Below are 19177 nucleotides of genomic sequence, written 5' to 3'. Positions count from 1 at the left end.
TACTCCTAATCTTTAATCACAGAATCGTGAATCATCTCTGCTTCTGCATTCTTTATCACTTTGTCTGCAGGCGTCCAAGACACTTCATAAATTTTTTCAATTGAGCGATAAGTAGCCCCAATAAATGCTAAAGGTAAGCACAACAAAAAAATCCATAAAGGGACATTGTGAAGAGCTTCACTCATATAGCCAAGCAAAAAGTTATCATAACATACCATTGCTCCTGCGTATGCCATAAAACCTAAAAATACAGAATTGAGGATATGTGTTAATATAACACATGTTTTAGCAATTTTGGGGGGGAATTTTTCAATTAGCATTGTAACAGCAATATGCACTCCCTTGCGAAAACCATAAGCTGCTCCAAAAAAAGCAGACCACAAAAAACAATAACGTGCAATTTCTTCTGCCCATGTCAATGAAATTGTAAAAATATCTGGAAATAGCCCTGCCATGTAGCGAAAAATAACATTAATAGCCGTAATGATAACACCTATACATAATCCTGTTACTGCGATATTTTTATTAATGGAGGCAATAATAGAATCTAAGATAGAAAAGATTTTATTGATCGTTGGGCTATGGTGAGCCCAAACGAAAGGTTTAGCTATCCAACTGAGCATAAATTCTCCTGATAACAATCGTATTATTTTGTTTCAATAATTTTATCAATGATTTCTTTTCCTACAATATCGTAAAATTTAGGATAAATAGCTTTCATTTCTTCTTGCCATCGTGCTTTTTGCTCGTCATTAAGGAAGATTACTTGTGTTTTGGTTGCATCATCTTTTTGAAGTTTTTCTAGTAAAATTTGCTCTTCTTTAGCACTTTCTTCTCTTTCAAAAAGTGTTGCTTCGTGTAAAGCTTGTTTAAAAATATCTTTAAGGTCGTCAGGTAAGCCTTTCCAGAATCCTTCGCTAACAACGACTAAATAACCTAAATAACCATGGTTAGAAATTGTGATTGAATCTTGCACTTCATAAAACTTTGAATTATAAAGATTAGAGAGAGGATTTTCAGCTGCATCTACGACACCTGTAGAAAGTGCAGAATAAACTTCTCCAAAGGGCAAGACTTGAGGAATTGCTCCAATGGCTTTAGTTTGCTCTTCAAGAACACGAGAACTCATAATTCTCATTTTTTGTCCTTTAGCATCTTCAGGCAAAATAATAGGCTTTTTATTTGTGCTAAATTGTTTGAATCCAGCGTCCCAATAATCAAGCGCAATAATCCCTTTTTTGGACAATGATTCTTTTAGAATCTCACCTGCTTCTCCATCCATTACATTATGTAAATGCTCTGTATCGCGGAAAATAAAAGGTATATCCCATACATTAAATTCTTTTGCAATAGGAGTAAATTTCGAAAAACTAGGAGCCGCCATTTGAACATTATTTCTAGCAAGCTCTTGGAATACTTTATCATCATCGACTAACTGCGCACTAGGAAATACTTCGACTTTAATTTTGCCACCGCTAAGTTCATCTACTCTTTTGGCAAAAAATTCTGCAGCTTGTCCTTTAGGTGTATTCATGCTTACCACATGAGCGAATTTTACTTTATACACATCTTTTTCTCCGTCACCACACCCTGTCAAACCTAATATTACTAAACAACCTAGCACTAAGCCCAAAATCTTCTTCATTGACTTACTCCCTTGTGAATTTGTATTTATGTTAGAAATTCCAAAATCTAACTATATTTTAATTTTAAAAATATTTTTCATAAAGTATTTAGTATTTTCTTTAATTTATGGCGTTAAATCTCAATCTGTGTAATTTATAAACAAAAATTTGACTTAGCTCAATTAGAATCTTTAGTCAATTTTTGCAATTAAAATATTACAAAAATACGCTAGAATTTACAAAAGTTTATTTCAAGAAATTATTTGTATTAAATTTACACGGAGTTTATTGATGTTTCCTTTTACTGATGAAGAGCTAAAAAAACCAGTAGAGCTTGTGATAGAAAAGATTCGTCCTACATTGACATTGGACGGAGGAGATATTACACTTTTAGGAATCAGAGATGCAAAAGTTTATGTCAGATTGGAAGGAGCTTGCAAAGGCTGTCCAAGCTCTAGCAATACATTAAAATACGCTATTGAAAATCGTCTCAAGGAAGAGATACACCCAGACATCGCTATTGTCAATATTTTGCACGGAGAAGAAAACAAAATATTATAGAAGGATACGGACAGAATCATTATGGAAATCATTAAACTGACTGATCAAAATACTCGTCATATTCTCAATAGAAACAACAAAAAAGGTTTCGAGCTTTTAAGCGCAAAAAAATATCAGCAAGCCTATGAGTTTTTTGCTAAGAATCTTGCTCTAGATTCTGACAATACCGAATCTATGATTGGTATTTTACTTGCTGATATGGCGACTGATTTTGAAGAGCAAGCTTTGGGATTATACGAATACTATCAGATTTTACTTACACAAGAGATTTCTAAGAGGCAAGCTCAAAAACAGATGCTTGAGACAATTAAAAGCTTTGATAAAAGCACGACTAAAATTTTTGATACGATTAAAACTATTGAAGCACTGAAGGCAGATTCAATTAATGGCATTTTGTATGAGGACTTCAAGCGCATTGCACAAACCAAAGAAAGTTTCAAAGAAGCCTTTGAAGATTTGATATTTAGCACAAAAATTGTCTTTACCAATAAAAGTGATTTTTATGAGTTTTTAAATTATCTAGTTGATAATAATTATGAAGATATTTCAATGGATTATATCGAATCGCTTAAAAAAAATGTTTTTTATGATAAAGAAATCGAACAAATTCTACAAAAGGTAATTGATGATTCTACAAAAAAACATAAACTATAAGGGCAAAGACTATTCGGCAATCACAGATGATACAAGGCTTGTAGAATCTTTAGATTCTATTTTGCTCGTGAAAACAAAACGCAATGCACATTTTATCACTCAAAGCGATAATATTATAGAATCTCGAAATTTAAATGAGATTTTTTGTATCGCCCCTTCAGATAAACCAATGAAAATTATTGGCATCACTGGCACAAATGGCAAAACGACTACGGCAGCGATCATTTATTCTTTATTGCTGGATCTTAACTATCGTGTGGGACTTTTAGGCACAAGAGGTTTTTTTGTCAATGAGAAAAGGATTAAACCCAAAGGATTGACTACACCAAGCGTGTTAGAGCTGTATGAGAATCTTGAAATTGCCGCTATGGAATGTTGTGATTTTTTTGTGATGGAGGTGAGCTCTCATGCCATAGAGCAGGAGCGCATTGCAGGGATTGACTTTGCGTTAAGAATCTTAAGCAATATCACGAGTGATCATTTGGATTATCATAAAAGTATCGAGGAATATCGGCGCATCAAAAATCAATTTTTTGCTACTTCTGAATCTAAGCTGATTAATCTTGATGAATCGTATGCTGACTTTAATCCTACAAATGCCTTTACTTATGGAATTGAGCATAAAGGGTATTTGAGTGTAGATGCTTATGCGTTAGAAAATGGGATTGATGCCCATTTGAGCTGGAAGTATCAGCAAGAAGTAGAAACAACGACTATTGACACACATTTATATGGCAAACACAATCTTTACAATATCTTAGCTGCAATGGGAGCGGTGAAGATTCTCACATCTGCGCGTTTAAACGCCATTGCTCAAGCTTTAGAACATTTTGGGGGTGTGAGCGGACGCATGGAAATCATACATCAGAATCCTTTAGTGATTGTGGATTTTGCCCACACAGAAGATGGAATGAGACAAATTTTTGAAAGCTTTAAGCGTCAGAAGATTGCTGTTGTTTTTGGAGCAGGGGGTGATCGAGACAGAAGCAAGAGAGCAAGAATGGGAGCGTGTGCGCGGGAATTTGCACATAAAATTTATGTTACAAGCGATAATCCACGCAATGAGAATCCTCAAGATATTATTAGTGAAATACTTTCAGGCATTGATAACAAGCAAAATGTATTTGTCGAATCTGATCGCAAAAAGGCGATTTTATCTGCTTTAGAGAATCTTGAATCAAATGAAGTGCTATTGATCTTGGGTAAAGGTGATGAAGATTATCAAATCATTGGGAATGAAAAGATTCACTTTGATGATCGGGAAATTGTGCGCAATTTCTTTAAATAGAAAATAATGCCTTAACGCTCAATCCATTCTTGGATTTGTTTATAAAGCTGAACGCTTACTCGTTGAGAAGCAAAACGCAACGCATCGTATTGTTTTGATGCACTATGGGTGTGTGTAACTCTTGTGCTAAAAGATGGATTGTTTTTGCAATCCAAAATAGTAAGTGTTACTTCAATTTTTACTTCTTTGCCATTAGTGCTAATTATGACATCATTTTTGAGTGTGTTTTTTGCATTTGCATCAATAGCATAAAAATGTCCATATTCCTTGATCATATCATTTTTAATCATTTCTTTAATCACAGAACTTGTATCATTGCTATTTATGAGTAGTTTTGCTTGAGGTAAGGGTGAATTTTGCGCTAAAAGATTCTCAAATTTTGAGAGATCTTGGGTAGATTGATTTAAAGTCTCTAAATACAAGGCATACAGCTGAAGATTCTCAATATTTTGTGAAAGTAGGGCAAATTCTTTTGCAGAGAGTGCTTGGCATTGACCAATTTTACTTGCATTGAGCATATTGTAGAGATTGTTAAATTTTGTTTGAAATTGTTTAATAAGCGCAGTTTTGGGAATCTGTGCTTGGACATAGTAGAGATTATTTTTGAATTCATTTTTGGTGTATTGGACACTACCGATTTCAATATTAGAGCTATCTAGCCACACATCATTGCTTGAGTGATATTCAATATTGCTATTCTGACGCTGTGTGTTAAGATTAAATTGTGATTGGACACTTACATTAATCTGCGTGATAATATCACTTAAAGCATTGGCTTTAGCAGCATCTAATGTCTTCGCATTGCCAAAGCCAACAAAGAGTGAATCGTCTTTCGGAGTAGTAGCAAACCAAGAAGGCGGTGTGAGGGAAGAACTCCCTAAGCACCCTCCCCATAGAAATATTGTAAAAATGAGTAGCCCTATTTTACAAAGATGATTCATTTACTTTCTCTATATTGATTTTTAGAATTCAGAATCTATAGTCTTCAAAGCTTGAGTTTTAATATCAGCAGGGACTTTAGACTTATTGATTTGTTGTTTCACATTTGCTTTAAGTTTAGCTTGATTTTCAGGACTTAATTTGAGAAGCACGAAAACTCTGCTTGCATCTTGAGTGATCCAAGTATCTGTTTGCTTTGTCCCACTAAGTAGTTGAGAAGTCGATTGTTGTGTAATTTGCTCACTTAATGTTTCAATTTGTGAATTTTGCATTGAAGAGCTTGTGCTTGCTTTTGCTGCACGACTAAGCGCACTATTGACTTCCACGCCGACTTGTCGAGCAAGCTCATCACGCGCTAGAGCTAATGCTTCTGTGCGTGCAAAACCCAAATCACCATTGATGATAGGAGCATCGCCTACAGCACTCATATCGCCTTGCCCTGCATTAAGCACCCAATTTGGAGCACCTTGAATACTAAGTGCTTGGAGTGCTTTTTTATCAATTTTCTTTCCACCTTCACCCAAAGCATTGTCCTTATTAGCACAACCAACGATCATTGCTGCAGCTATTACACTTCCTAAAAGTATTTTTTTCATTATGAACTCCTTAAAATAAAATTTGAGATTACCAGCTGACTGATTTATTTGAGCCAACTTTAATGATATTGACTTCATCGTCCCACACGACAAGACCATCTTTTAGATTCACAAGAGTGAGTAAAAAATAATAATCTGTGCGTTGCTTAGAGCCGACTTTGGTATTTTTCTGCACAATCTTTCCTGAAAGAGATAATTCTGGAGCTTTGAGTGTGCCTTTTTCGATTGTCGTATGTTGGTCAAATTCATCATCATCTCGGGTATTGCGAGCTTTTTTAATACTTTTGTCTGTTTTTGCTCCAATTGCAAGAGTCAAGACAAATTTTCCACTATTGCGCATATCTCGAGTTACTTTGCGTGTAAGCTGATCAGTATCAATGGTTTGCATTGTGTCATTTATCACATCTGAAATCATTAGGACTTTAGGTGAGCTTAAACGAGAAAGATTCTTGACATAAGCACTTTTAAGCAAAGATTGGACACTATCACTTGCAGCTTTTTCGACATCATGATAATCAAGCCCCATACTTGTATAGCTTTTAGAATCCGCAGGATCAATATATTTAGGAGAGCTACTGCAACCGATTAATAATAAAGCACTGCATACTGCCCCACATAAAACTTTTTTATTCACTTATACCTCCTTTAAGAATTTGGTAATTTGAGCTATTATTTTTTATCCTTAGGTGTAGGATATTATCATTTTTTTGACATAAAACAATGAAATATTTAGAATTTTTCTTATCTTTTATTTTTTTGTCGGATTTTTCTACATTTTCCCCTTTATTACAATCTTTTAAGAAATGCAAATGGTAAAGTTGTTTCCCATCAGATTCAATAATCACATCTTCTTGCTTATGGGCAATCTGCATCACCATTGTTCTTTTAGGTAGAGCTGTGGATATACGAATATCAGCAGAATTTGTGCTAATTGAGTAAAGCATTCCTGCCAAAGCTCCATAAATACCAAAATTATCACTCAAGACGGATTGGGTAACGGATTTGAGAACTGCCGATGAAACTGCGCGTGTAACGATAAATGGAAGTTGTTTTTCAAATTCATTAGCAATCACGCGATCCAAATCACTCACTTCAGATGCTTGATAGATGATGCTGGGATTATTGGCAGAAACAGCACGATAATCTTTTGCACTTAAGCGACCCATAGTAAGCTCTGGCAATGATATTCCAACATGTAAGACATTATGACTTACAAGATAAGCAGGCAAATCAAGAGAAATTTCGACTTTTTGCGCACTTTGTCCTTCCTCGATAATTACCCATGTATATTTTGACTGATTGTAGCCATATTTGCGCTTTTCGAGCACTTCTAAATCACTTACAATAACAGAAGCATTGTTGATACCATAAGATTCTTTGTATAAATCCATTGCCTTACTATAATCATTTTCTAACATAAAAAATAAAGCCGACACATAACTTACAGAGGGATTAATAAAGCCTGTATAGGCATTAAAATTTTTTAAGTTAGAGTAATTTTGGTGCAAGATAGGAGATATAGATTTACTAGAAGAACTTACATCAATATTTTTAAGATTTGCATCTTGGGCATTTTGTTGTTTTTGTTCATCAAGAGCTTTTTGAATATCTTTTCTAAAGTAGTCTTTTGCTCTGCGTTGGCGATCATTGGCACGATTAAATTCCACTCTTGCTAAGGCATAGTCTCCCTTTGCCATTGCATTGAGGGCTTTATAGTAGTTAAACATCACTCCTTCATAGATATTACCTCGATATGTTTTGACATTTTCATTAATAAGCACAGCTCCGGTATTGTCAAAAAATCCTCCGAGCAATCCTTGCGATTCGTATTTGCTAAAAAGATTTTCTCCTTGTTCAAGGATATTGTGAGCGTCCTCATTTTGAATCTCAAATGCACTGATACCCGCCTGAAGATTCCATAATACATCGCCCGAATCACCCGCTTGAGATTTTGCATATTTGTATGCTTTATGTGTGTCTTCTTCGTAATAGTATTTATTGAAAGTATCCAAAGTATTTTTGTGCGAGCAAGCAGTAAATACGAATAAAATCAAAATAGCAAGAAGTATCCCCTCAAGACAAAGGTAAAATGAGAATTTTGCGATTCTCATTGGTCTTTTTAGTATATCTTTCACAAATTTCCTTAAGATTTAAATACATCAAAAATTAAAACAAAGCAATGATTATTAGATAAACTGCTTTAATTTTTTCTTAAAATATATTTCACTCTAGTTTCACACATTGTGAATAATATTTGACATTTAATTTAAGATTTATTTTTATTATTGAAAGGATAGTATTGATACCCCGAGTTTTCAAAGGTTGGAGTTTATGTCTTGTGAGTGTATTATGCGGAGTAGGCTGCACGACCAAGATTCCAAACACGCAAGAGATTGCTTCTTTAAATCATATTCCAGAATCTTTTCGTAATGCTCAATCAAGCGTCCTCCAAGAGAAAGCATCACAAACTGATATAGAAGCATTTTCACAATTCACAAATTTGATTGATGACAAGATGCTTTATAGTCTTGTGGAGATTGCTCTTGAAAAAAATACAAATGTCTTAGCAATGGCTTCGCGCATCAAACAAGCCCAAGCCCAAGCCAAAATTAGCACCGCAAATATGTTTCCTACAATCAATGGTGGCATCAATACAAGCTATATTGATAGACGCACACTTTCTGAAAGCACCCGTGTGCAACCCGGTGCAAATTCTGTCAATGCCACTGCTAGTTTAAGCTGGGAATTAGATCTTTTTGGCAAGCTCAATGCGTTGCGTCAATCTAGCAAAAAAGATTATGCTCAAGCACAAAGTAACCTCCAATACGCACAAATTACACTCATAGCTGAAGTAGGCACATTGTATTTTACTTTAAGAGAGAATGCTTATAACCTCAAGGCAGCCCAGTCAATGTTACAAAACCATGAAGAGATTCTTAGAATTAATAGCTCAAAGCACACTTTAGGATTGATTGATGTAAGCACTTATCGCGGGCTTGTCGCAAACACGACCAATCAGCGCAACAATGTCGAAACGCTTTCTTATACTTACGAACAAAATAAAAACGCACTTTTAACACTACTAAATATCAGCGCAAATGAGCTAGATTCTAAGGTTGATTTTTTGGATTCTCAATATGATTTGCCCTCTGTCAAAGAATTCTATGTAAATACCTTGCCTAGCGAGGTTTTGCTCTCACGCCCAGATATTCAATCGACCATTTACGCACTGCATTCTCAACTTTACAAAGAGACCAACGCAAAGGCGGCAAGATTCCCCACAATTTCTTTTAATGGCTCGATAGGGGAGATTCTATATAGCAGTAATGGGGCGGGTTCATTAGTCTTTCAAATTGCCAATGCAATCACCGCGCCGTTGCTTAATCGCACCTCATTGAGACAAAATCATCTGATTCAAAAAGAGCTTAGCAAAGAGGCTTACTATACGCTTCAAAATACTATAAATACAGCACTTGGAGAGATTGAAAATGCACTTTTTGATATTGATTCTAAAAAACGGCAGACAGAAAATAATGCTTCCGTGCTTGATGTAGGATTGAAAGCCTACGAAAGTGATAAGCGCAAAAATAGAGATGGATTACTGGATAAGAATGATTTTTTAACTAATGAAAATACTTTTGTGAATCTCCAAACGCAATTTTTTACTTCTAAAACTAATGAGATTCTCGCTGTCATCACACTTTTCAAAGCTTTCGGAGGGAATCTGTATATATCAAATACAGAAGTTTCCCAAGTTAATCCCTTAAAGGAAGAAAACGATAATAAATCATCTCAAGATAATGGAGAAAAACAATGAATCTTTATCAGACACTTAACCCTAAAAAAACGAGACTGAAGCTTCCAAAATGGCTCTTGATAGCCCTTGTGGTAGTGATTATATTCATTATTGCGTTATTTGTTTATTTTAGTTATTTTCATCAGCCGAGCCTTAAATTTGATAGCACCAAAGTGCAAAGGGGTAATGTAAAATCTACTATTTCCGCTTCGGGTTCGCTTTCTCCAATGAATAAAGTAGAGATAGGTAGTGTGATTTCCGGGCTTGTGCTTGAAGTCTTAGTTGAAGAAAATGATCATGTAACGCAAGGGCAGGTGCTTGCACGCATTAATCCCGAAACGATTAATCAGCAAATCGCCCGATATGAGGCACAACTCGCCTCTGCTCAAGCTCAACTTAAGGCAAGTGAGCAAACTCTAGTCGATAAAAAATGGAATTATGATCAATTACGCAAACTTTATGAAGCGACTAATGGCGATTCTCCCTCACTTTTGGAATTACAAAATGCAAAAACTGCTTATACGACAGCCCGTTCTGATGTGGAAATCAAAAGAGCATCGATTCTTGAAATACAAACAAACATTCAAAGCTCAAAAATTGACCTTAAAAACTCTCAAATTGTATCGTCCATTGACGGAGTTGTTTTGACGCGAAGTGTTGAAGTAGGGCAGAGTGTCGCGGCAAGTTTTCAAGCTCCCACACTTTTTGAAATCGCCGAGAATCTTGAAGAAATGCAGCTGAAAGCGAATATTTCAGAGGCTGATATAGGCAAAGTCAAGGAAGGACAAGATGTAACTTTCACCGTTGATGCTTATCCCGACAAAACATTCCGTGCTAAAGTCGATCGTGTGAATTTTGGATCAGGCGATAGTTCGAGTTCATCAAGCTCAAGCTCTTCGACAGATATTGTAAGTTATATTGCTAAAATGGATGTGGATAACAAATCCTTGCTTCTTCGTCCCGATATGAGTGCGACAGCTGATATTGTGATTGCACAAGCTAAAGATGCTTTGCTCGTGCCAAATGCGGCATTATACTTTGACCTTAATAAAACCTTGCAAAGAAACAACCAAAAGAAATCCTCTTCGAGTGTTGCTTCAATGTTTACTGCCTCTGCTCCTCGCCCACCAAGAGCGCGTTTTAACACGAAAGAAAAAGAAATCAAAAAAGGCACATTATGGATTCTCAAAGACGGAGTGGCTCAAGCAGTCGATGTGGAAGTGGGTATCACCGATGGGACAATGACACAGATTCTCAATGGCATTGATGAAAATACTGAAGTCATTACCGGCGTGCAGATTAATGGATAATCTATGGAAGAACAATTTATTCTTTTAAAAGATGTCCGTAAAACCTATGGTAAGGGTGAAAGTGCTTTTGAAGCACTCAAAGGTGTGAATCTAGCGATTTCTAAGGGTGAATTTGTCGCCTTAATGGGTCCAAGCGGATCGGGAAAATCAAGCCTTGCTAATATTTTAGGCACACTTGATGTAGGGAGTAGTGGGGAGTATCTTTTCTGCGGGGTTGATGTTTTTAAGCTTACACAGAATCAACGCGCATTGCTTAGACGTAATTATATAGGCTTTATTTTTCAAGGGTTTAATCTCTTAGCACGCACGACTGCCTTAGAAAATGTTGAGTTGCCTCTAATGTATCGAGGTATGAAAAAACACGAGCGAGAAGAAATCGCATTACAAGCCCTAGATAAAGTAGGCTTGAAAGATTGGGCTAGTCATACAAGTGCGAAACTTAGTGGTGGGCAGCAGCAACGCGTGGCGATTGCTAGGGCGATTGCTTCAGAGCCTTTGTTTTTATTAGCAGACGAACCTACGGGGAATCTTGATACAAAACGAAGTGTTGAGATTATGGAGATTCTTCAAGATTTGAACAAAACATCAGGTATTACGATTCTTATGGTAACACATGAGCCGGATATGGCAAAATATGCGAGTAGGGAATTGCATTTTTTAGACGGGAATTTGCGAAGTGATTCTGCTAATCCTTCGTTAGGGGGTGAGGAATGATATGGAATGCCTTTGTATTAGCTATAAGGCAGATTAAACGCAATTTTTTGCGCGCATTTTTGACAATGTTAGGTGTGATTATTGGTGTGGGTGCTGTGGTCGTGATGATTAGCTTTGGTAATGGCACAACAAAAATGATTAGCGATAATATTTCGTCATTAGGGAGCAATCTTTTACTTGTTTTCCCTGCGCGTGTTATGAATCCAAGTGGATCAAATCTAAGACGCAATTTCAATATGCAAGAAGTTCAAACACTCTCTGCTTTGATGACTGGATATATCGAAGCTCTCGCTCCAATTTCACAAACTTCCGTCCTTTTGCAATACAAAGCTCAAAATACAAGCACTCAAGCACAAGGTGTAACGCCTGATTTTTTTATCGTTACTCAATGGGACACCTTAGCGGGTAGGGGATTTGAAGAAAGTGAATATCGCGTAGGCAGCAATGTCTGTATGATTGGTGAATCGGTGCGAAAGAATCTTTTTCTTGATGAAAATCCTTTGGGTAAAAAAATCCGCTTAAGCAACATCGTATGTGAATGTATCGGGATTCTAGAATCTAAAGGGCAAGGCGGTATGGGTAATGATCAAGATGATGTGATTTTGCTTCCTATGAAAGCTTTTTCACGCTCGGTTTCACGGAGTGCGACACTTAATTCAATTAATCGCTTGATGATTCGTATCAAAGAAAATGTAGATTCTGACGAAGTTGTGCCAATCCTCACGCAAGCTTTGAGACAAGTGCGTAATGTGCGTAGCGGTGATAGGGATTCTTTTGAGATTATGGATACAAAGCAAATTGCTGAAACGCTCACTTCCACGACAAAACGAATCACCGTGCTTCTAAGCCTTATAGCAAGTGTGAGTTTGATTGTGGGTGGTATTGGTATTATGAATATTATGCTTGTGTCGGTTACAGAGCGCACACGCGAAATCGGCACTCGTATGGCGATTGGAGCATTACAAAGCGAAGTGTTGTTGCAATTTCTGATTGAATCTATTACTTTAAGCTCATTTGGAGGCATTATTGGGATTATATGGGCATTTTTTGCTTCGTGGATTCTTAGTATTTCTATGCAAATTCCCTTTATTTTCGATATTCCTACGGCTATTGTCGCGTTTTTATTTTCAGCCTTTATCGGTGTGCTTTTTGGATATTTACCTGCTTCAAGGGCTTCTAAGCTTAATCCCATTGATGCCTTAAGACATGAATGATTTTAAATCAGCATCAGCCAATTTTAGGGCTTTTTGAGCTCAAAACACCATTTTAATTTTGTTTTTATAAATTTGTTTTAGAAGTCTTGTATTTACTTGAAATAGGTTAGTGTAAGATTTATTAAAAGGATAGATTGCGAAAAAATGTATTATTAAGTATTAAATTAACTTTCATTTATTATTATATTAAATAATTAGAAAATTAGCCCATTTTTGTGTTAAAATATAGTTTTTCAAGGAAAGTTAAAAAGGGGGAGAAGCAAGTGGAATCTATTGATGAACCACAAATACAAAAAGATTTGTTTGGCGATATTATCAATCCGGCGGAAAATCTTGCTGATGATGTGGTATCTAATAAGAAAGCTAATAAAAAGATATTACTCCCCTCCCCCCCCCCAGGCTGAAACTAATCTTAAGTTACAGGAGCTTATTATGAGTTTTTGAGTTATAATTTAAGATTGGTTAATTTTAAAAATACAAAGGAGTTAAAATGAGAAAAGTTGGGATAGTAGCCTTTAGTGCAAGTATACTAGTTTTATTGTCTGCTTGTAGCAGTGTAGTAGGGATTGCTGGAATGGTGTCAGATACAAAAATCGGAGAAAATGCTAAAAAATACGCACCGAATTGCAAGGATTTCTACATCAAGAATAAAATCGTCTATAAGGGCTATAATGATGTAGATGTAGATGAGTCGACTGAACAAGTGATTCTTAGGAAAGAAAAAGTTCTTAATCAATTACGAGAATTTGACGCAAAGAAAAATGAAAAACTTAGCACATTTAATTATAAATGGGCAGAAACAAGCAAAGAAAATAACCATTTTTATTGCAAAGTAATTCTTGAGAATGGCTTATCTAGAAGTGAGAAAAAAGCATTTGCTGAAGAAACGCTAAAGTTTGATCCAAAATAAATGAGGCAAACCTACCTTAATCTATGTGCTTTTATAGCACATAGATGCCAAAAGCTTTAATCCTCCGCATCATTTATTCTAAGGTTTATGTTATAATCTCCTTGCCAAAAAGTTATAATCACTCATCTTTGAATATATTCTATTTAAAGGAAACATTTGATTGATGTAGCCGCACAATCATAAGAATATTTAGTTATGAAAACTGCACTTTTCAAACTATTATATATAAACCCCCTAATACAAACGCATAATAATAAAGCGTTTTTCGATATAATAAAATTTTTAGAATCTTAGAAACTTAAAGGATATTTTCAATGAAATACGCGCTTAATCTCAAAAGCGATTTCGAATCTAATCTGTTATTTTGGATCACGCGTTTTATGCGTTATAAACTCACGACTTTATCTAATCATCAAGTTAATGACAAAAACACCATTCTTAATGCGATCAATGAACTTAATACAATGCAAGATATGAATATTGCGCATTTAGAGCGTATTTGTAAAAACGCACGGAAAGCGGGGTTGATTGGGATTAACACCTACACCACACCTCTTATTAAGCTTTATGCCTATCTAAAGCAATTGCCGATTCAAAAAATGGAAGAGATTGATGAAGAGATTCTCAATGACTTTTTGAGCGTTGAGACAAGCTCACTTGCGATTGCGAGCAAGAAAAATTATCGCATCGCCCTGATTGGATTTTTTGGTTATATCGATAAGCAAAATGAAACAAATGGCACTTCGTATGTTTATAATATCACTCTGAAAATCAATGCTTTGCAAGGTAAAAGTGGTCAAAAACTCCCAGCGTTTTTGAATGAAAAAGAGTTAGAATCTTTTCTTAGCGCAATTGATAATGCCAAACTTAGCCCAAAAATCGCCTCACGCAACAAATTGATTATCAAACTGATTGTTTATACCGGCATTCGTGTGAGTGAGGCTTTGAATCTTCACCTTAAAGATATTTTACCCTCACAAGATTGTTATCTTTTGCAGATTCGAGGTAAAGGCAATAAGCCACGCGTGGTGATGATACGGCGATTCCATATCGATACCCTACTCCAATCATGGCTCACTCAACGCTCAAGTCTTTCGCCTCAATACGATTTGCTTTTTTGTAATTCTAAGGGTGAAGCACTCACGCAAAGTTATATTTACCAAAATGTAGAGAAGATTCTATTGGAAGCAGGTATTAGGAAAGAAAAAAATGGCGCGCATATGCTCCGACATTCTTTTGCGACCTTGCTTTATCAAAAAAAACACGATCTTATTATGGTGCAAGAAGCCTTAGGACATGCCAATCTTAATACAAGCCGTATCTATACGCATTTTGATAAAGAGCGTTTGCGTGAAGTGGCAAGCATTATGGATACAATTACGCCTTGATTATTTTTACTTAAAACAAAGGATTCTTAATGAATGATGCCTCTTGTCAGACTTGTCGCTTTTATAAATATAAAAAACAGATTCAATGGTCGCTATACATCGTATGTATCGCTATTGCAGTAATTTTATGTCTGTGGAATTTTGAAATTTATGGTGATATTTTTCGTCTTATGCCTATTTTTGTAGGATTATTACTGCTTGTTCAAAAAAAATACATACTTTTAAGGGACTTTATTATCACTTGCGTGATAGTCTTGGGCATTGCTTTTGGTTGCAAAATGGGCTTTGCTTTTCTCGCTGCGTATTATGGAGATTCTGAAAGTATTATGTCATTTGTGCAAATTGCCAAACGCCCCATAAATGGAGAGTTTAAGGGATTCCCTAGCGGACATACAACAGCGGCTTTTATCGTTGTCGCCTTTGGGTGGATTTATTGCAGTATGAAGTGGAAAATTTTACTTTTGATTCTTGCTCTTTTGGTGGGGTATTCGAGAATCTACAGCACTTGGCATACTCCTACACAGGTGATTTGCGGAGCTTTGTTAGGTTTAGGATCGGGGTTTGTGTTGTTGTGGATTCTGAAAAAAACTCATCATTCTATTGACAAAATGAGCGATAAGGATTATAATCCCTCACTTCAAGAAAACAATGCTTGAAATGGGGCTGATTGGCTTTCGACAGGAGTTGTGAGACTTAAGTGCATGTGAGCGTGGCAAAGCTCTCAAACTGCCATTAAATTAAACGCAAACAATGCAAATTACGCTCCAGCTTACGCAAAAGTAGCGTAAGTTTATCCATTTTTGGAGCCGGCTTAAGATAAGATTCTAGCGATTATTTTGAGCTGTCATCACAGCTAGATGCTCTCTTCTTGATGCCTTAGAGTAGAGAAAAGATGAAGGTTGCTTGCGGGATTTGTGTTTTTGGGGTGTTAAACAACCCGTAAAAAGATTCTTAACACCCGCTAAACATGTAGAATCTTAAGAAGACTCAAACTTTTGGACTGGGGTTCAACTCCCCACAGCTCCACCATTCTAACTAACCTACTTTTTATCCAAATTCTTAAATCATCTTATTTTGGTAAATTAGTGAATCTGTGTGGCTTTACGGATTCTGTATGCTTTAGAGCGACAAGCACTTGAGCAAGTTTTTGCACTTTTACTTCCAATAAATGACTTATGACAGACTTCGCAGTCTTTGCGAGCTTTATCAAGACTTTTAAGCAGTGAAACCACTTCACTTTGGGTCAGTGAATGTTTGCAATAAGGACATTCCATAACAAACTCCTTGCGATGATAATTTATCGTATTATATCACATTTTAGAAAGTGTATTGACACATTTTATAAAATGTAATATAATCCTTGCCCAATCCACGATATTAACCCAAAGGTTTTTAATCCTTATGAAAACTCCATATTATTCTTTTCTCTTTTCCTTTAAAAATGCGTTATTTATCAATGCGTTTATGATACTGCCTTTTTTTGCAGATTCTTTACCTGCTGATTTGCCTTCCCAATCCCAAAATGTCAAACTCTCTCCACTTATCACTAGCGATAAAGCAATCGAGGAAACTTCGTATCTTAAAGTTTTTGATTCGCAATATTTACAAAATATTCAAGCACAGAATCTAAGCGAGACTTTTGTCAAAGATTCTGAAATACAAGTCGGCGGAGGTGCAAAAATCGCTCAAAAACTTTATGTGAGAGGCTTAGAGGATCGTATGTTTCGTGTCAGGCTTGATGGTATTATGCAAAATGGCAATATCTTTCATCATCAAGGTAATATGCTTTTTGACCCTTTCTTAGTGAAATCTATATCGATTCAAAAAGGGTTTGCTGATATTGAAAATGGTGCAGGTGCTTTGGCTGGTGGGATTGATATTGTGAGCAAAAACGCCTTTGATTTGCTGGGGAAAAATCAAAATTATGGGGCTTATTTTGCACTCGGCGGACAGAGTAACTATGGCATCAATACTTCTCTTGCAGCCTATGCGCGTTTAGCAGAAAAACTAGGTTTGCTTGCTTCGTATAATTTTGAGGATATGCCTTATTATCGTGCGGGTAACCATCAAAAAGTCCCATCATCAGAATCTAAAGCTCACAATGCCCTTTTCAAGTTTGATTTTCAGGCAAACGCACATCACTCAATGAATCTAACTTATCATTTTACTAATCTTGGCTCGATTGCGCCTTATAGCGCGAATGTGATTTTGGATTCTGCACCGACATTGTATGCTAATACCTTGAATGCACATAATCTTGGCTTATCCTATCTCTATGACATACAAGATTTTTCTCTTAAATATAATATGTATTACACACACAAATCATTGGTTATGAATCCTACCAGTGAGACAAATTCTCCTGCTACTGGTGGTGGCGGACATAATCATAATCATGAAGAAGCACCTCTTGATTTAGCATTACAGAATCTAGGGGCTGATTTGATTTTCAAACATTCTTTCGCGTCATCTCGTTATTTTCTTAAATATGGCTTGAATTATCAAATGATTCTCTCTAATGCTTACCATCTTACTGATCATCAACAAGATCACGGCAATACGGGAAAGGAACTTGGAGCAGTTTATGGAGGATTTATCGCAGGTGAGATTAATCTTTTAGATTCTCTAAGTTTGGATATAGGCAGTCGCTATGATGTGTATAGTTATCGAGATAAATTTTCACAACAACATGCCAATAATGGCTTTAGCCCTTATATCAGTCTGCTTTATACACCTATCAATGATTTGAGTTTAAGAATCTCATATGATTATGCTACACGAGGGGCAATGCCTATTGATGTGTCTTTGCTTACAAATTCTCATGCGACTATCAGCTCCAATCTTAAGGCTGAAAATATGTCAAACACGCAAATAGATGCCGATTTTGATAATGGTTTTTTAAGCCTTCGAGGGAGTGCGTATTATTCTTTACTCAAAAATTTTATCAATAACTACACAAATAATGGTGTTGATGAGCATAATTCCTTATCAAAAAATATGGAAAAACCTGTAGAAGTGCTTGGGTATGAAGTCGGGGCAGGTTTGGATTTTACCTACGCCAAGATAGAATTTTCTCTCGCACAAAGTTTTTTGAGTTATGATAAAAAGCCTATCACCGATACTTTTGAGCTAGGAGCAAATAGCGGAAGAAGCTATAATCTTAGTATCCACTCCTCTCCTTTCAAAAGTCTGCCTTCTTTAGAGATTCTGTGGATTAGTCGCTTTGTAGAGGGTATTGACTTTCAAGGCTATAATCTCTACTTTAATGAGCTTGAAAATGTAAGCAAAAAAGGCTACAACACGCATAATCTTTATGTTAATTATCAAATCAAATCACGCGTTATTTTGTCTTTGGCATTACTGAATCTCACCAATCAAACCTATACTAATCAAATGAGTCCGCTCAAGGAATTATTTGCTAAAGAATCTGGGATTCCTTTGTATGAACCCGGCTTTAATGCTAAATTTAAAATCATTATAAAGTTATAATAATTCACTGCTTTTTGGCTATAATTGCGCCTGTGATTTTTATTTAAGGAGATAAGTATGAATTTAGACAAAGTATCTGTAGGCGAAAATCCCGATAAGATTAATGTAATTATTGAGATTCCTTATGGTTCTAATGTAAAATATGAAGTAGATAAAGAAAGCGGTTTGGTTGTCGTGGATCGTATTTTGTATGGTGCGATGTTTTATCCTGCAAATTATGGTTTTGTGCCAAACACTCTTGCTGATGATGGTGATCCTGTCGATGTGTTGGTAATTAATCCCTATCCTCTTCAAGCTGGCAGTATGATCAAATCACGGCTTATTGGCGTGCTTGTTATGGAAGATGAAAGTGGAATGGACGAAAAATTGATTGCTGTGCCTGTCTCTAAAATCGACCCTTCATTTGACAAGATTCAGTCTTTACAAGATTTGCCTCCTATCACTTTAGACAGAATCAAGAATTTCTTTGAGACTTACAAAATGCTTGAGCCTAATAAATGGGTAAAAGTAAAAGATTATCAAGACAAAAACGCTGCTAAAGCAATTCTTGATAAGGCAGTTAAAGCCTACCATTAAATGTGTAGCGTTGAAAAACGCTACAAAGCAACACAAAATATCCTTTTTTAAAGCCATAATTAAACCAGCCATTACAACAAATCAAGTATGATAAATGAAATTTATTCTAAGGGTTTA

The 19177-nt window shown here is 35.9% G+C and carries 20 protein-coding genes and 1 other RNA gene; 14 read left to right on the top strand and 7 right to left on the bottom strand.

Annotated features, from left to right (window positions below; genetic code table 11):
• Positions 1-5 precede the first annotated feature (5 nt).
• Together LS68_RS04135 and LS68_RS04130 are read right to left on the bottom strand one after the other, a co-directional pair.
• Positions 6-623, bottom strand: a complete 618-nt coding sequence (locus LS68_RS04135; protein WP_052100432.1) for a TRAP transporter small permease — start codon at positions 621-623, stop codon at positions 6-8.
• A gap of 23 nt (positions 624-646) precedes the next feature.
• A complete protein-coding gene (locus LS68_RS04130) occupies positions 647-1645 on the bottom strand; it encodes a DctP family TRAP transporter solute-binding subunit (protein WP_034372014.1) in 999 nt (332 codons plus the stop codon).
• Between the two features lie 271 nt (positions 1646-1916).
• On the opposite strand from LS68_RS04130, the gene LS68_RS04125 reads away from it, so the two are divergent.
• Genes LS68_RS04125 through LS68_RS04115 form a run of 3 tightly spaced genes read left to right on the top strand, consistent with a single transcriptional unit; the run spans position 1917 to position 4128 of the window.
• Entirely contained in the window at positions 1917-2186 is a 270-nt protein-coding gene (locus LS68_RS04125) for a NifU family protein (RefSeq protein WP_138091005.1), read from the top strand.
• A gap of 21 nt (positions 2187-2207) precedes the next feature.
• Positions 2208-2840 carry a hypothetical protein gene (locus LS68_RS04120; protein ID WP_034372018.1) on the top strand — a complete coding sequence of 211 codons (633 nt, stop codon included), beginning with the start codon at positions 2208-2210 and terminating at the stop codon, positions 2838-2840.
• Positions 2812-4128, top strand: coding sequence for a UDP-N-acetylmuramoyl-L-alanyl-D-glutamate--2,6-diaminopimelate ligase (locus LS68_RS04115; protein ID WP_034372021.1), 1317 nt, complete (start codon positions 2812-2814; stop codon positions 4126-4128). The genes LS68_RS04120 and LS68_RS04115 overlap by 29 nt, the downstream gene beginning before the upstream one ends.
• Before the next feature lie 11 nt (positions 4129-4139).
• Here LS68_RS04115 and LS68_RS04110 read toward each other — a convergent pair whose 3' ends face one another.
• Genes LS68_RS04110 through LS68_RS04095 form a run of 4 tightly spaced genes read right to left on the bottom strand, consistent with a single transcriptional unit; the run spans position 4140 to position 7798 of the window.
• Positions 4140-5069 (bottom strand): LPP20 family lipoprotein, encoded by a 930-nt coding sequence (locus LS68_RS04110; RefSeq protein ID WP_052100434.1) that lies wholly within the window; start codon positions 5067-5069, stop codon positions 4140-4142.
• 21 nt (positions 5070-5090) lie between these two features.
• Entirely contained in the window at positions 5091-5663 is a 573-nt protein-coding gene (locus LS68_RS04105) for an LPP20 family lipoprotein (protein WP_034372024.1), read from the bottom strand.
• 28 nt (positions 5664-5691) lie between these two features.
• The gene (gene lpoB, locus LS68_RS04100; RefSeq protein WP_034372027.1) at positions 5692-6297 is read right to left on the bottom strand and encodes a penicillin-binding protein activator LpoB; all 606 of its coding nucleotides are present in this window, start codon (positions 6295-6297) and stop codon (positions 5692-5694) included.
• Positions 6290-7798, bottom strand: a complete 1509-nt coding sequence (locus tag LS68_RS04095) for a hypothetical protein (protein WP_241993665.1) — start codon at positions 7796-7798, stop codon at positions 6290-6292. Before LS68_RS04095 ends, lpoB begins: the two co-directional genes overlap by 8 nt.
• A 164-nt stretch (positions 7799-7962) precedes the next feature.
• Between LS68_RS04095 and LS68_RS04090 the strand changes: the two genes are divergently transcribed.
• The 9 genes from LS68_RS04090 (at position 7963) to ssrA (ending at position 16024) form a co-directional block, all read left to right on the top strand.
• Positions 7963-9480 carry a TolC family protein gene (locus LS68_RS04090; RefSeq protein ID WP_138091002.1) on the top strand — a complete coding sequence of 506 codons (1518 nt, stop codon included), beginning with the start codon at positions 7963-7965 and terminating at the stop codon, positions 9478-9480.
• On the top strand, positions 9477-10769 hold the full coding sequence (locus tag LS68_RS04085; protein WP_034372030.1) for an efflux RND transporter periplasmic adaptor subunit: 1293 nt from the start codon (positions 9477-9479) through the stop codon (positions 10767-10769). The genes LS68_RS04090 and LS68_RS04085 overlap by 4 nt, the downstream gene beginning before the upstream one ends.
• Before the next feature lie 3 nt (positions 10770-10772).
• Positions 10773-11483: an ABC transporter ATP-binding protein gene (locus tag LS68_RS04080; protein WP_034372033.1), complete on the top strand. Its 711-nt coding sequence runs from the start codon at positions 10773-10775 to the stop codon at positions 11481-11483.
• Positions 11480-12697 (top strand): ABC transporter permease, encoded by a 1218-nt coding sequence (locus LS68_RS04075; protein ID WP_034372036.1) that lies wholly within the window; start codon positions 11480-11482, stop codon positions 12695-12697. Before LS68_RS04080 ends, LS68_RS04075 begins: the two co-directional genes overlap by 4 nt.
• Positions 12698-12960: 263 nt before the next feature.
• Positions 12961-13101, top strand: coding sequence for a hypothetical protein (locus tag LS68_RS09570; RefSeq protein WP_158621818.1), 141 nt, complete (start codon positions 12961-12963; stop codon positions 13099-13101).
• 86 nt (positions 13102-13187) lie between these two features.
• Positions 13188-13607, top strand: coding sequence for a hypothetical protein (locus LS68_RS04070; RefSeq protein ID WP_034371808.1), 420 nt, complete (start codon positions 13188-13190; stop codon positions 13605-13607).
• 314 nt (positions 13608-13921) lie between these two features.
• Positions 13922-14995: a tyrosine-type recombinase/integrase gene (locus tag LS68_RS04065; protein ID WP_034371807.1), complete on the top strand. Its 1074-nt coding sequence runs from the start codon at positions 13922-13924 to the stop codon at positions 14993-14995.
• A gap of 29 nt (positions 14996-15024) precedes the next feature.
• Entirely contained in the window at positions 15025-15651 is a 627-nt protein-coding gene (locus LS68_RS04060; RefSeq protein WP_052100407.1) for a phosphatase PAP2 family protein, read from the top strand.
• A 3-nt stretch (positions 15652-15654) separates the two neighbouring features.
• Positions 15655-16024: a transfer-messenger RNA gene (ssrA, locus tag LS68_RS04055) on the top strand.
• A gap of 53 nt (positions 16025-16077) precedes the next feature.
• On the opposite strand, the gene LS68_RS04050 is transcribed toward ssrA, so the two are convergent.
• Entirely contained in the window at positions 16078-16269 is a 192-nt protein-coding gene (locus LS68_RS04050; RefSeq protein WP_034371804.1) for a hypothetical protein, read from the bottom strand.
• Positions 16270-16396: 127 nt separating this feature from the next.
• Here LS68_RS04050 and LS68_RS04045 point away from each other — a divergent pair, with 127 nt between their 5' ends.
• Together LS68_RS04045 and ppa are read left to right on the top strand one after the other, a co-directional pair.
• Entirely contained in the window at positions 16397-18484 is a 2088-nt protein-coding gene (locus LS68_RS04045) for a TonB-dependent receptor (RefSeq protein ID WP_052100405.1), read from the top strand.
• Positions 18485-18541: 57 nt separating this feature from the next.
• Positions 18542-19060 carry an inorganic diphosphatase gene (gene ppa / locus LS68_RS04040; RefSeq protein ID WP_034371801.1) on the top strand — a complete coding sequence of 173 codons (519 nt, stop codon included), beginning with the start codon at positions 18542-18544 and terminating at the stop codon, positions 19058-19060.
• Positions 19061-19177 lie beyond the last annotated feature (117 nt).

It is taken from the genome of Helicobacter sp. MIT 05-5293, from assembly GCF_000765665.2.
In the GTDB taxonomy this organism is placed as follows: domain Bacteria; phylum Campylobacterota; class Campylobacteria; order Campylobacterales; family Helicobacteraceae; genus Helicobacter_C.
Note: the sequence above shows the minus strand (reverse complement) of the source record. Positions and strands in the feature narration are given on the sequence as shown.

Excerpts from the sequence above, each read along its gene's own strand:
- LS68_RS04110 (WP_052100434.1), bottom strand. The coding sequence starts at position 5,069 with ATGAATCATCTTTGTAAAATAGGGCTACTCATTTTTACAATATTTCTA.
- LS68_RS04070 (WP_034371808.1), top strand. The coding sequence starts at position 13,188 with ATGAGAAAAGTTGGGATAGTAGCCTTTAGTGCAAGTATACTAGTTTTA.
- LS68_RS04075 (WP_034372036.1), top strand. The coding sequence starts at position 11,480 with ATGATATGGAATGCCTTTGTATTAGCTATAAGGCAGATTAAACGCAAT.
- LS68_RS04060 (WP_052100407.1), top strand. The coding sequence starts at position 15,025 with ATGAATGATGCCTCTTGTCAGACTTGTCGCTTTTATAAATATAAAAAA.
- LS68_RS04050 (WP_034371804.1), bottom strand. The coding sequence starts at position 16,269 with ATGGAATGTCCTTATTGCAAACATTCACTGACCCAAAGTGAAGTGGTT.
- LS68_RS04045 (WP_052100405.1), top strand. The coding sequence starts at position 16,397 with ATGAAAACTCCATATTATTCTTTTCTCTTTTCCTTTAAAAATGCGTTA.
- LS68_RS04135 (WP_052100432.1), bottom strand. The coding sequence starts at position 623 with ATGCTCAGTTGGATAGCTAAACCTTTCGTTTGGGCTCACCATAGCCCA.
- LS68_RS04130 (WP_034372014.1), bottom strand. The coding sequence starts at position 1,645 with ATGAAGAAGATTTTGGGCTTAGTGCTAGGTTGTTTAGTAATATTAGGT.
- ppa (WP_034371801.1), top strand. The coding sequence starts at position 18,542 with ATGAATTTAGACAAAGTATCTGTAGGCGAAAATCCCGATAAGATTAAT.
- LS68_RS04125 (WP_138091005.1), top strand. The coding sequence starts at position 1,917 with ATGTTTCCTTTTACTGATGAAGAGCTAAAAAAACCAGTAGAGCTTGTG.
- LS68_RS04105 (WP_034372024.1), bottom strand. The coding sequence starts at position 5,663 with ATGAAAAAAATACTTTTAGGAAGTGTAATAGCTGCAGCAATGATCGTT.
- LS68_RS04115 (WP_034372021.1), top strand. The coding sequence starts at position 2,812 with ATGATTCTACAAAAAAACATAAACTATAAGGGCAAAGACTATTCGGCA.
- LS68_RS04080 (WP_034372033.1), top strand. The coding sequence starts at position 10,773 with ATGGAAGAACAATTTATTCTTTTAAAAGATGTCCGTAAAACCTATGGT.
- LS68_RS04065 (WP_034371807.1), top strand. The coding sequence starts at position 13,922 with ATGAAATACGCGCTTAATCTCAAAAGCGATTTCGAATCTAATCTGTTA.
- LS68_RS04085 (WP_034372030.1), top strand. The coding sequence starts at position 9,477 with ATGAATCTTTATCAGACACTTAACCCTAAAAAAACGAGACTGAAGCTT.
- LS68_RS04120 (WP_034372018.1), top strand. The coding sequence starts at position 2,208 with ATGGAAATCATTAAACTGACTGATCAAAATACTCGTCATATTCTCAAT.